We start from the raw sequence: 12,248 nt of genomic DNA on the forward strand, positions 1-12,248 counted from the left end.
TACTGGAATCTGTGAGACTTAACGACTGACGTTGCTGCTGCTGGCCAAGGCCTTTTGGATATCGGTGTCCGTAATGATATTCATGTCGCCGTGGATCGTCAGTTTCAAGACACTGGCGGTGCTGGCATAGTCGATCATTTGCTGCGGCTCGAAATGGTTGATGAAGCCATGGATCAAAGCAGCACCGAAGGCATCACCGCTGGCCACCCCTTCCATGACGTGCACGTGATAAGTACGTCCCTGATACACCTGGTCGCCCTGAACCAGCAGAGCGGTACAGGTATTGTCGTCTGCCGTGGGCATGTCCCGCACGACACTGGCCACGGTATGACAATTGGGATAGCGTTCTTGGACAGTGTGCATGGCCGCAATGAAGCTGTCTTTCTGCTCAATTCCGCGGCTCATATCCCCATCAAAAGCTTTAATCCCCAGGGCACCTTCGAAATCTTCGTCGTTAGCGATACAAATGTTGATGAACGGCATCAACTTTGCCATCGCCGCCTGGGCCTCTGCGGGTGACCACATCTTACCCCGATAGTTCATGTCGCACACCACCGTAATATTGTGGGCGTTGCAGTACTCACAGGCGGCTAGCAATGCTTTTTGCATTTCCGCCGATAAAGCCACTGTAATGCCAGAGAAATAAAAATAGGTGACGCCAGTTAAGAGGGTAGGCCAATCAAACTCCTCAGCTTGAGCCAGGGCAAAAGAACTGCCCGCCCGGTCGTAAACCACATTCGTCGAGCGGACGCTGGTCCCTTTTTCAAAGAAGTAAATTCCCAATCGCGGACCGCCGCGCAAGATCTTAGAGGTGTCCACGCCGAATTTGCGTACCGTGGCCAAGGCCATGTCGCCTAACGGATTATCTGGCAGCTTCGTTAAGTAATCCGCTTGATCACCTAACAGCGCCAGGGAGACCGCCACGTTCGCCTCCGAACCGCCATAATTAGCGGCAAAGCGCTCCGCTTGTAAAATCCGTTCATATTCCGGCGGCTTCAACCGCAGCATCATTTCACCCATTGTCAGTACTTTATCCATTCTGATCGTGCGCTCCTTCAAGTGTGTCGTGTGGAACCGAATGCATACTTAGTATAGCACCAGGTTAACCGGTTTCCTAGGGAAGAATACATAGAATACAGTATTCTCCTGATGTGCCGTGCCAAAGCTGCGCAATCTTCGGCTGAAATGGGCTGGAACGCTGTGACGGCGCTTTGAGCCCGCAAAGTGCGCGGTCTCAAAGTCGCCTAACATCATACAATCTTGGCCAAGACCAGGCCAAGATTGTTGATGTTTCCACAGCTGAGCCCATTTCAGCCTTCGATTGCTCCGCATTGGCACTATATCCATCAACACTCCAAGTTGTCTCTCCACATTTATTGTTAAGTCAACGCAAACCACTTTTTGATCTCAGTTAATACGGTTGGATTGACGGGTGGTTGTTTTGTATTTGACGAATCAGAGGTATTCGGCTCAGCCACCAGCACGTCCGGCATAATTGGTGCGTTATTAAATTGATGCGTCCCTTGGGCGTTCAAAACGCTACTGCAGCGGACCCAATGATCCGTTCGGATTGTAGTCCATGTAATGATCTTCCAGCTATTATCGGAGAGGGGAGAATGGAAAGTTTGTCCACTGTTTTCTGAAGTGAAGCCAGCTGATGGCAAACCAAATATTTTCACGTTTGGATTATGCTTTAAACTCATTATCGTAAATTCTGCGGCACTGGCAGAGTGATTATCCATCACGACGGCCACTTTGGTATGCAGATTTTTCTTACCAATAATTGTTTTGACATCAGTTCCCAGGTATTCTGCGGCACTGCCACGCAACCCATTTTTACTTAAGTGGACCTGCTGCCCCTTTCCATTTCTGGCAACACTTGTCCATAGCTGGCCATTGGGGATTAACGAATATAGACCAAGAATCATGGCGGATGGCGAACCGCCAACATTTCCAGAGAAGTTAAGCACAAACGGTCCGCGGATGTCAGCGACAAGCGCATTTAATTTGCGTATATAAGTCAAATAGACTGATTTCTCCGTCGTGTGGAAGCTGGGAACGTTAATGATCGTCAGTCCGTTAGCGGTGTATTGATGGGGCATTTGTTCTTTTTTTAAAGTATTTGCAGAAGAGACCGCACTTGAGTGTTTATTGGCAGTATTCAAAAGCATCGCTAGGTCCCTAACCGTGTGGAGATTGCGGCCACCATTTGTTTTTGCCATGGCTGCATGCCATGCTGAGGAATCTTCAATGATCCCCTTCTTAGCCATGTAGGCGACTGTTTGGTAAGCCGCGTCTGGAATAGTAATAATATTGGCATTTTGAATCGGTACCGTATCCGCAATAATGACTGAAAGTGAAATAGTAACGACTATCTTAGCTATTCTGAATGCAGCTTCCCGGTTCTCCGCCGAATGATACTCCGCCGTCGCTCCCTGCACGATGCCATCATGTGCCGGATCAAAATCCGTATGGGCCTCAGTGAGATGCTTCAACAGCGCCAGGGCACCGTCTTCGTACAACGGCCGTTCCAGCGCGTCCACCTGGGTGCCCAACAGCAGCAACCCATTGGCCGCAATCGCCGCCGCACTGGTATCGCTATATACCGGTTCCCGAGGAGATCGGAAATCAATTGGAATTTCGTTGTCGTCCAATGCCGCATTGGCGAGGAAATAATTGGCCACCCGCTTGGCCGCATCCAGATAACGCGCATCACCGGTATGCCGATAACTCAAGGCAAACCCGTAGATCGCCCAGGCTTGGCCTCGGGTCCAGGAAGACTCAGGGGCATAACCCTGACCTTGAGGATAGCCGACCAATTCGCCAGTATTCGGGTCGAAGTTCACGATGTGGTACACCGATCCGTCCGGCCGAATATGGTGAGCCAGGACTGTGTCCGCATGGGCTTTGGCCATTTCCGTAAAGCGGGGATCACCAGTCACTTGGCTGGCCCAGTACAGAATGTTGATGTTCATCATACTGTCGATGATGACATAGCCCGGCCGATCCTCGTTCCAGGAGACCAGATAACGACCGACCGGATTGTAGCGGCCAGCCAGGACATTGGCTGCAATCAGGCCGCGCCGTTTACCTTCGTCACTGCCCGTGAGCCGGTAATCGGCAACTCCCGCGTGCAGCCACATGAAGCCGACGTCATGGTGCAGCCCGACAAAGCCATGGAGCGCTTTATCCAAGCGATCCGCCTGCTGGTGGGCCGCAGCAGCGTATTGGTCGTCGCCGGTGTGACTGTATAATTCCCAAAGCAGGCCAGCATAGAAGCCGTTGGTCCACCAATAGATATCATCCGCACCGACATCGGTATACACCTCGTCAGTGGGAACATAGGGGATTTTTTCGCCCACCCGGGGCACAGTGACCGCGTATTTTGCTTGGACTTTTGCCCAGGCGGCAGCGGCCCAATCCGGAGTGGCAGAAACATATTTTGGTGCGTCAGTTTGGGCAAGCATGAACAGCATCAACGTCCTTTCTGAATGGTTCGGAATGCTTGGTGATTATTCAAAGACAGCAGGGTCGTAAAAATGATCGGGGCAATCATGAAGCCCAATGCCGGCTTGGCGGCCAGGGTCAGTAGGAACAAGGTGAACAACACGAGGTTGACAAGGCCGATGTACCAACGGCGGCCAGTCAGCATGAGGGCGGCTTGGAGCAGCGGCTTAAAGCGTCCGTCGGGGTTGCGATAGGCAAAGGTGAGGAAATTCAAGCCAGTCATTAGTGCCACCAGGCTGACAATGATCATCAGCGGCAGCAGCCATTTGCCCAGCGGAGATTGCACGAAGACAAAACTGTCCACGATGGCAATGTAGAGAATCGCCAATGCAGCGGTCCACACCCCAATTGTTTTCTTCGCGGCCTGCCCGTATTGCCGGAACAACCGCCACCACCTGGGCAGTTCATGGTGCGTCAGGAAGTCATCGGCACATTGAAACAACACGATGAAGGCCGGACCCATGGGCACACATGCCAGTAAATAAGGCAGTGTATTGCGCAGGGTCAAGGGCACCGTGAGCAGCGTGATGATCAGCCAGACGTTCGTCACCAGGAAGAACAGGTTGGGGATGAAGAACGCGTAAGCCGTGTTGAATACGCGGGTAAACGCATTTCCAGCAAATTGGGTGCGTACATGCATGGGAGTTCACCTATCCTTTCAAACCAGAGGTGGCAATGCCTTCCACGAAGTACTTCTGTTGGGTCAAGAAGACCAGGGCCACAGGGAGTACCGATAACACGGAAGCTGCCATGATCAAGGCATACTGGGCATCGTAGAGAGAAACGAACATCTTCAACCCTAATTGGATCGTCTTATTCTCGGTGGAACTGAGGTAGATAAACGGTCCCATGTAGTCGTTCCAGGTGTTGACGAAAGTGAGGATCGTCAAACTGGCAATGGCCGGACGCGTGAGGGGCAAAATGATCCGGGCATAGATGCCGTATTCGTTCAACCCGTCGATCCGAGCCGATTCACTTAACTCTTCCGGAATGCCTTCATAATATTGCCGCATCAAGAAGACCCCGAAGGCGCTGAAGGATTGCAGGAGAATCAAGGACAGCAATTTATCCGTTAAGCCCAGTTGCCGCATCATGATGAACTGGGGAATCATGTACGCCTGCCAAGGGACGGCGATGGTGCCGATATAGAACAGGAACAGTGCATCCCGCCCCTTAAACCGCATCCGGGAGAAACCATAGGCAGCGAAACTACTGGTGACCAGTTGGATAAAGGTAATCACCACGGACAGGATCAAGGTGTTCTCGAAGAACTTCGCCAGCGGGATCTGGGTCCAAATGGTCTTGTAGTTGGCCCATTGCGGATTGGTGGGAATCCAGCGAATCGGTACTTCAAAGACTTGGTTATCGAATTTAAGCGATGATGAGATCATCCAGAAGAAGGGAATCATCATCAGGATGGAAATGATGATCAGCAAGGTGTACACGACGATCTTTTTGATCAAATCAGCATGTTGCTTATAACCCTTCGTTTCCACGATGCCATCACTATTGCCGTCCAATTTAACAGGTTCTGCAGCCATTGATGATCACTCCTTTCATTTATTCTTGGTCTGGAAGCGAAACTGGACGATCGTCACGCCTAAGACGATGGCGAACAACACCAGCGCAATGGCGGAAGCGTAACCAAATTTGAAGTTCACAAACGCTTCGTTATAAATATCGAACACCAACACGTTGGTGGCCCGGCCAGGACCGCCGTTGGTCATCACTTGGATCAAGTCGAATACCTTGAAGCTGTTGATGGTAGCCATGATGGAAATGAAGAAAGTCGTCGGTTTGAGTCCCGGCAAAGTGATGTTAGTGAACTGCAGCCACTTATTGGCACCGTCAATTTCTGCAGCTTCATACAATTCAGGCGGAATCGACTGCAGGCCGGCCAAGTAAAGGATCATGTAGTACCCCACATTGCGCCAGATACTGACAATGACGATGGCCGGTAGGGCCCATTGGGAGGAAGAAGTCCAACCTGGGGGATTGCTGATACCGATGAAGTTCAGGAACTGATTAATGGGCCCCAATGTGGGGTGAAACAGCATGTTCCACACCACAGCGACGGCTACCAGGGAAGTGATGTAGGGGAAGAAGATCGTTGTTCTGAAGAAGGCCATTCCGCGAATCTTTTGGTTCAGTAAAATGGCGAAGAACAACGAGAGGATCATCGTGATCGGGACTGTCCCGATGGTGTACCAGATCGTGTTCCAGAAGGAAATCTTGAAGGTTTCATCTTGGAACATCCGGATGAAGTTATTGAACCCAGCCCATGTCGGCGGGTTGAATGAATCCCAATTCATGAAGGCCAAAACGAAGGAGAACACGACGGGAATCATGGTGAAGATGAAGAAACCAATGAAGTTAGGCGCGATGAACGACCACGCGGTCAGCAGATTTTTCCGTTTCCGCTGGCGGGGGGAGACACTTTTTGGGGTTTTTGTATATTCCATGGCTGGCGCTGGTGAACCCAGCTCCTCCTTTCAAGTAGAGAACGGTGCCCAGCGATCAAACGGCTTTTTCTACTGAGCAAGGCTCGTCAAGTGATACAAATGAAGGATTAACAGCAACTAAGGGCAAAGGTCAAAGAAACGATGGCCTTGACCCTTAGCTGTGTTCGTGTAAATTACTGCAGTTCTTTAACCCGTGATTCCATTTCCTTGATGCCTTGGTTGACGCTCTTGTCGCCAATCATGATCAAGTCATGTTCTTCTTGTAAAATCTTGTCGATTTGCGCAGAACTCTTAGATTGCGGCATTTCGATACCGACCTTCTTGGGTTCAAAGGCGGTCTTAGAAATACTGTCGGAAGGCATCCCTTTGTCGGCAAAGTAGATCTTGTTGATGGCGTCATCCCGGTAAGCCGGTACGACCCCCACTTTAGCGACAATGGCGGCACCCTTCTTACCGCTGGCCCATTTAATGAATTTCTTTGCGGCATCAGCGTGCTTGGAATTCTTGTTGATGGCAAAACCGGTCGGCGAACCAAAGGTGATGCTTTCATCGCTCTTGTTCTGGGGGACGGGAGCGATCGCCCAGTCAACCTTGGTTTCGCCTTTTTCCTTGGCCTGAATGTTGGCAGCCATGGCCCAAGTGCCCATGACCATCATGGCGGCTTTGCCAGTCTGGAATTGAGCCGTATACGTCGTTTGGGTGGATTTCGCGGTACCATAGTTCATTTGGTCGCCGGCTTTTTGCATGGCCAATGCACGGTTGTAGTAAGGGGCCATGAATGAATAGCTGGGTTTCAGCAGGTTGTGACCAGTCTGGGCACCCGCAATGGCTTGGATCGTGGAGCGCCAGATATGTTGATATGTGCCATAGACTTTGCTGGAACCGGAACCGCTGGTCAATTTCTTGGCCATTTCTTCATATTGGTCCCAAGTCATGGTTTCCGGCATCGTCACGCCGGCTTTCTTGAACAGGTCTTTGTTGTAATAAGTTACCCAGAAGTCATTCCGATAAGGTAGGGCAAAGTATTTGTCGCCATCAGCCTTGTAAGTCTTAATCACGTCCCCATATTGGCCGGAGATCAGCTTCTTGGCATCGGCGGTAATATCTAACAATTGGCCCCGGTTGGCATAACCACCTTAGTTTTGCAGGTTCTTCATGGTTAAGACGTCCGTGGTGTCGCCAGAAGATAACATGGTGGTTAACTTGTTATCGTATTGGTCAGCGGCGATGTCCACATTCTTGATGGTGATATTCGGATTTTCTTTCTCGTATGCTTCGAATAATGCCTTGAATTCAGGTGTCGTGTCGTAGTTCCAGGTGCTGACGGTAAGGGTCACTTTGTCATTTTTACCGCTGCTCTTGGTGCCATTAGAAGAAGATCCGCTGCCGCACCCTGTGAGTGCCAACATGGCAGCTGCCATGAGTGAAACGCCAATGACAAGTTTGCTTGACCATTTTTTCATTGTTATGTCCTCCAATTATCATATGAGTCAGTGAAATGAATCGGCGGTGGCGGCCGTGCCAAAGCTGCGCAAGCTTCGGCGGCCTGGGGCTGCGAAGCGCAGCAAGTGCGTAGCCGCAGGCGTAGCAAGCTGTGACGGCGCTTGAAGCCCGCAAAGTGCGTGGTCTTCAAGACGCCTAACCACATCAGGGCAAAGAGCGCCCTGTGTGGTTTCCACAGCTGAGCCCCAGGCCGCCTACGCTTGCTCCGCATTGGCACTAACTCGTCGGAGTACCTAAAACCTTTCACTTTCTCAATTATTCGATGTCTGTCTGTCGGTCTAGGTGCAAGACGATGACACCGTCACTTCCCAATTGATAATGAATGCGTAAACGATACACATGATACCGATCACCGGTATGGTGGAATGATTCGAGCGTGTCGACTGAAAAATCACCTCCTAAAGTGGTTGTAAGCTGCCAGTCACCCAGTTGGATGGTGTGACCGTGGATAATGGGTTCGTGGGGGAGTATCAATATTTCTTCGAATGAGTTGGCGGGTTGATTGAAGGCCGCGTCGTCGGTGATGGTGACACCGGCGGGGGATACTTGGAAGGTGCGGGTGAGTTTGGTTAAGTGGGATTTAGCGGAATAAACCGCTGTCATTTCGATCCGATCAAAATCGGTTGTATGGGTTAGACGACCCATGCTTTCGTCGCCATAATATTGTTCGCAGCCGTTGATGAAGGGAACGGAATGACCCAGGGAGCGGGTCTCCAGGATATGATAACGAGTGGTATCGTCGAAATATTGTTTGGTGTAGAGGCCGGAGCCCAGTTCCGTGATGATGGTCTGGTCCGGTTCGATGATTTCGAAGGTGCCCACATCATTATGGTTATGGGAGACATTGTTGCTGCCGCCTTTGCAGGTCAGGCACCAACCGTTTTGGCGGCGGATGGTCCAGGCGACAGATGGCAGGTGAGTCACAGGGGGGAGAGGAGTTGGTTGGAAGGCCGGATCGGTCCACAGCAAGTTATGCAGGAGAGGTGCAAAGCGGCCGTTTTCATCCACCCCGGTAAAAGTCACCGGAGCGGCTAATGGTGCTTGCCATTGTTGGTGACAGAAACTGAGCAAGCCGCTGGGGATATCGGTTTGACGATCTGGGACATCGCCAAACATGACGTATTGATCGGGATAGACGGATGCGGCGAAAGGAAACTGCGCAATAGCCGCAATCTTAGCGCCTTGTAAATAGCGGGCATCACCAGTGGCGGCTTGGTAAGCCGTGGCAAAGTAAACATAATAGCCAAACCCATACGCCCAGTAGCTCACGCCTTCTTCCGTGGCGCCGTCGTTCCCAAAGCCTTGTAAGAAATTCTGCAGGGCGATGTCGACCTTGGCCAAGATTGCCTGCCGGCGTGGTGCCGTGGCGGGGAGGGTGGCCAGTGCCGCCATTCCCACTGAACCGCCGCAAACGGCGGCCCAGTTGTTGTGCAGGTACAACCATTGCCAGTCATGATCCAGGAAGGGGGTGAAAATCCGCCGGTCCAATTCATGTTGAAGGAAAGCCACCAGTATAGCTGGCAGATGGGCGCCAGCATCGTGCAGCAGTTGAGCCACAGCTTGCGCCGTCTCACAGGCAAACAAGTCGAGAAATTCGGCGATATCGCCATTCTGGCGGATCTGTTCACCAGGTTTGAAGATGTGGGCGGGTAAGGCCCAGGTCGGTTCGCCACCGATTTGCCAGAGGGTCTCGGCCAGCGCAGCGGCATTCTCGGCCGTGGGGGCCAAGTACCATGCGGCACCCTGCAGTGCCAGGGTTTGGCGACGGGAGAAGTAAACATCCTCGTAATGCTGGCGATCACCAGTGGCCATGAAGCGGGCAAAATCCGACCAAGTCAGAGGGGGTAACTGGTCGGGTAAGCGGGCAGCTTCTTGCCGAATGTGATCAGCCAGCGGATTGCGCATTCCGCTGAGCACCTGATAAGTATCCATTGCGGCGGTTATTCCTTTCTATTCAATCCAGTCGGCACGGATCAATCCCATGAAGGTACCGTAGACGGTCACGGTTTGATTCATCTTCAAGGATTTTTGACACGCCACCAACACTTGATATTTAGTGCCGTTTTGCCGCAGAACGATGCGGTCATTTTTACCAATCTGTTGTTTATTTTTGGCATCGGTTTGGATAATTTGACCGTGGAGCTTAATCCCGCTGCGGTAAGGAATGCGACCTTGTTTGAACTGGGTATTGGTGTAAGTCTTGGCCCCTTTTTTGGCTGCCCGTTCCTCTGTCCGGGCTTCCTGCTGGGCTGAAATCTTGGGCTGCAGCCAGTGCACACCGGCCCAGGCGGCCAGGAGGATCAGCAAGACGACGATCATTCGTTTCATTTGTTTCACCGTGATCCAGCCTCCTTAACCATTAGGCGTACGCAATGGATTCGCGCCGGATTAAGTGGGGCGGCACCAGGGTTAAAGTGGATGAGGGCTGGGGCATATCGACCAACTTGGCGAAGCGATCCACAATGAGTTTGGCCCATTGATGGACATCGAATTCCACCGTAGTCAATCCAGGGATGGCCCCATGACTGATGGGACTGTTGTCAAAACCTGTCACGGAGATATCCCGGCCCACCACCAAACCTTCGTTGGCCGCGCACTGATAGATGGCCATGGCCATGTCATCGTTGAAACAGAGGAACGCATCATAGCGTTTCAACAAATCGGCCCCCATCTGTAAGGTTGCTTTGAATTCAAAGTGGCCGTTGTAGATGTGCTTGGACACATCGGCGCCGGGGTGATTCAGACCATAAAGCCGCTTGATGGTGGCCAGTCGTTCTTGGTTGTTGATCGAACCACGGTGGCCTGAAAGAATGCACAGCCGCCGATGTTTACTTTGGCTGATCTCTTGGTACAGCAGCTCAATGGCTTGTTGATTGTCCATGCCGACGCAGGGAGAGCGGTCGGTGCGGACATTGGTGAGGAAAACGGCCGGGGTGTTAAGTGCTTCTACCGTATGCTGGGCTTCGGGACTGATATTGAAGTCAAACACGATCACCCCTTGAAACAAATCGGAACCCAGAATGTCAGGCAGTATTCGATTCGTCGCCAACAGGGAGTATCCTTTGGCTTGAAACTGGTCCTGCACGGCGTCCAGCAGTTCGTTGTTGAAGACGCCAGAGAAGGAGTCCACCAGACCGCAAACCATGGGGGTGGATTGGCTGGCCACAATTTTAGCCGCCATGTGCGGTTTGTACTTAATGTCCTTGGCAATTTTTTTGATCCGCTGCCGCGTGGCTTCACCGACACCGCGATTACCATTGAGTGCATACGACACAGTGGCGATGGAGACGCCCGCTTTGTCGGCAATATCTTGAATTGTACTGTGGCTCATGGGGCACCTCCGATTGTTTATTACTAAACTTAAGCACTTAAGCAACCCAAGTGTACAGCTGTAAGCGCTTAACGTCAAGGAAATTTTAGTGTTATAATAAAAGTTTTTCTGGATTAGAAACGTTGAAGCACAGGCGTTTGCAAGACTTTATCAAAAATTTCAGGCGTTATGAATGTTGATAATCGTGGATTTTACTAAATTTATCTACGCGTCGTTGAATTGAAATATTTTCACATTTATGGCCGACGCGTTATGATAAGCATGTGTTCGCCCACTGCGTGCTTTGCGAAAAAGAATCGGGTTGGGTAAACTGCTAAGTATGCATGAAAAGGAGAATGGAATATGGCGACGATCAAGGAAATAGCTGACAAGGCCGGGGTATCGATTACCACGGTATCGCGCATCTTGAATTTCGATGCGGCCTTGTCTGTGACAGACACCACCCGTGCCCGGGTGCTGCGCATCGCAGAAGAACTCGACTACACCCCCCGCCGTAAAAAGGCAGGCAGGACCAGCAAAAAAATTGCGGTTCTCCAGTGGCACAGTGCGGCCCAAGAACTTAACGACCTCTACTATCTGCAGATTCAAAATGCCATTGAGCGCTCCGCTCTGATGATGGGGTATTCGCTCAACTACGTGACGATCACCGATTTTGAGAAGGGCGTGAATAAGAGTTTCTCGGGCATTATCGCGTTGGGAAAATATGATCACGATGAAATTCTGAATATTGCCGATAAAGGGCTGCCCATTGTATTTGTTGGCCAAAACTCGCTGGTGTACGGCTTTGACAGTATCACCAGTGACTTTGTCAGTCCGGTCCAATGGATCATTGATCACTTCCAGGAGGCGGGCATTAACGATATTGGCCTACTGATTGGTCAGGAGGCCACCAGTGCTGGTCGTCATTTAATTAAGGACACCCGGTTGAAGGCCTTTGAGACATTCGGACAAGAAGCCGGCGTTTATGATCCCGCCCGGATTTTTGTCGGAGAATTCACCCCGACTTCCGGCTACGATCTGATGAACCAAGCCATTGCACAGTTGGGCGACGAATTGCCCCATGCCTTCATCGTGGGGAACGATGCCATGGCGGTGGGCGTGATTCGCGCCTTGCGAGAGCACAATCTGGCGGTCCCTGGCCGGGTGAGCCTCATCAGTTTCAATGATGTGGCCGTAGCCCGCTATACGACTCCGAAGCTCTCCACGGTCCATGCTTACACCGACTTAATGGGGAGTGGTGCATTGCATCTGCTGCGCAAACGGATTGCCGATCCGGAACGGGTGCCCCAGCAATTGAACTTTGCCACCAAGCTGATTTTGCGGAAAAGCAGCAAATAAAAATCCATTAGTAAAATAAATTCAGACATCTGATGAGCGACTATAGACGCTGTCGATAAAGGATGTCTATTTATTTTGCCCATTTAGTCACGGAGACTATTGACAAT

9 protein-coding genes and 1 pseudogene are annotated in these 12,248 nt (G+C 51.3%); 1 reads left to right on the forward strand and 9 read right to left on the reverse strand.

Annotated elements, in window-relative coordinates; all coding sequences use genetic code 11:
* Nucleotides 1-18 precede the first annotated feature (18 nt).
* The 9 genes and pseudogenes from FD09_RS04160 to FD09_RS04200 all read right to left on the reverse strand — a co-directional run bounded on the left by FD09_RS04160 (nucleotide 19) and on the right by FD09_RS04200 (nucleotide 10,803).
* Nucleotides 19-1,038 carry a sugar kinase gene (locus FD09_RS04160; RefSeq protein ID WP_057818648.1) on the reverse strand — a complete coding sequence of 340 codons (1,020 nt, stop codon included), beginning with the start codon at nucleotides 1,036-1,038 and terminating at the stop codon, nucleotides 19-21.
* Between the two features lie 341 nt (nucleotides 1,039-1,379).
* Nucleotides 1,380-3,476 carry a S41 family peptidase gene (locus tag FD09_RS04165; RefSeq protein WP_057818651.1) on the reverse strand — a complete coding sequence of 699 codons (2,097 nt, stop codon included), beginning with the start codon at nucleotides 3,474-3,476 and terminating at the stop codon, nucleotides 1,380-1,382.
* The gene (locus FD09_RS04170; protein ID WP_057818652.1) at nucleotides 3,476-4,147 is read right to left on the reverse strand and encodes a hypothetical protein; all 672 of its coding nucleotides are present in this window, start codon (nucleotides 4,145-4,147) and stop codon (nucleotides 3,476-3,478) included. Before FD09_RS04170 ends, FD09_RS04165 begins: the two co-directional genes overlap by 1 nt.
* A gap of 10 nt (nucleotides 4,148-4,157) precedes the next feature.
* Nucleotides 4,158-4,919 carry a carbohydrate ABC transporter permease gene (locus FD09_RS04175; RefSeq protein WP_235812213.1) on the reverse strand — a complete coding sequence of 254 codons (762 nt, stop codon included), beginning with the start codon at nucleotides 4,917-4,919 and terminating at the stop codon, nucleotides 4,158-4,160.
* Between the two features lie 144 nt (nucleotides 4,920-5,063).
* Complete coding sequence (locus tag FD09_RS04180) at nucleotides 5,064-5,969, reverse strand: carbohydrate ABC transporter permease (protein ID WP_057818654.1); 906 nt, start codon at nucleotides 5,967-5,969, stop codon at nucleotides 5,064-5,066.
* A gap of 173 nt (nucleotides 5,970-6,142) precedes the next feature.
* Nucleotides 6,143-7,432 (reverse strand): annotated as a pseudogene (locus FD09_RS04185) (ABC transporter substrate-binding protein).
* Nucleotides 7,433-7,727: 295 nt separating this feature from the next.
* Nucleotides 7,728-9,404: a heparinase II/III domain-containing protein gene (locus tag FD09_RS04190; RefSeq protein WP_057818655.1), complete on the reverse strand. Its 1,677-nt coding sequence runs from the start codon at nucleotides 9,402-9,404 to the stop codon at nucleotides 7,728-7,730.
* Between the two features lie 18 nt (nucleotides 9,405-9,422).
* Nucleotides 9,423-9,809: a hypothetical protein gene (locus FD09_RS04195; RefSeq protein ID WP_057818656.1), complete on the reverse strand. Its 387-nt coding sequence runs from the start codon at nucleotides 9,807-9,809 to the stop codon at nucleotides 9,423-9,425.
* Nucleotides 9,810-9,831: 22 nt separating this feature from the next.
* Nucleotides 9,832-10,803, reverse strand: a complete 972-nt coding sequence (locus tag FD09_RS04200) for a LacI family DNA-binding transcriptional regulator (protein ID WP_057818657.1) — start codon at nucleotides 10,801-10,803, stop codon at nucleotides 9,832-9,834.
* Nucleotides 10,804-11,145: 342 nt separating this feature from the next.
* On the opposite strand from FD09_RS04200, the gene FD09_RS04205 reads away from it, so the two are divergent.
* Nucleotides 11,146-12,141 carry a LacI family DNA-binding transcriptional regulator gene (locus tag FD09_RS04205; protein ID WP_057818658.1) on the forward strand — a complete coding sequence of 332 codons (996 nt, stop codon included), beginning with the start codon at nucleotides 11,146-11,148 and terminating at the stop codon, nucleotides 12,139-12,141.
* The last annotated feature ends 107 nt before the right edge of the window (nucleotides 12,142-12,248 follow it).

Source organism: Schleiferilactobacillus perolens DSM 12744, assembly GCF_001435585.1.
Taxonomy (GTDB): domain Bacteria; phylum Bacillota; class Bacilli; order Lactobacillales; family Lactobacillaceae; genus Schleiferilactobacillus; species Schleiferilactobacillus perolens.

What these genes read in the sequence shown, in the direction of transcription:
- FD09_RS04160 (WP_057818648.1), bottom strand. Translation starts at nt 1,038, where the DNA reads ATGGATAAAGTACTGACAATGGGTGAAATGATGCTGCGGTTGAAGCCG.
- FD09_RS04165 (WP_057818651.1), bottom strand. Translation starts at nt 3,476, where the DNA reads ATGCTGTTCATGCTTGCCCAAACTGACGCACCAAAATATGTTTCTGCC.
- FD09_RS04170 (WP_057818652.1), bottom strand. Translation starts at nt 4,147, where the DNA reads ATGCATGTACGCACCCAATTTGCTGGAAATGCGTTTACCCGCGTATTC.
- FD09_RS04175 (WP_235812213.1), bottom strand. Translation starts at nt 4,919, where the DNA reads ATGATGATTCCCTTCTTCTGGATGATCTCATCATCGCTTAAATTCGAT.
- FD09_RS04180 (WP_057818654.1), bottom strand. Translation starts at nt 5,969, where the DNA reads ATGGAATATACAAAAACCCCAAAAAGTGTCTCCCCCCGCCAGCGGAAA.
- FD09_RS04190 (WP_057818655.1), bottom strand. Translation starts at nt 9,404, where the DNA reads ATGGATACTTATCAGGTGCTCAGCGGAATGCGCAATCCGCTGGCTGAT.
- FD09_RS04200 (WP_057818657.1), bottom strand. Translation starts at nt 10,803, where the DNA reads ATGAGCCACAGTACAATTCAAGATATTGCCGACAAAGCGGGCGTCTCC.
- FD09_RS04205 (WP_057818658.1), top strand. Translation starts at nt 11,146, where the DNA reads ATGGCGACGATCAAGGAAATAGCTGACAAGGCCGGGGTATCGATTACC.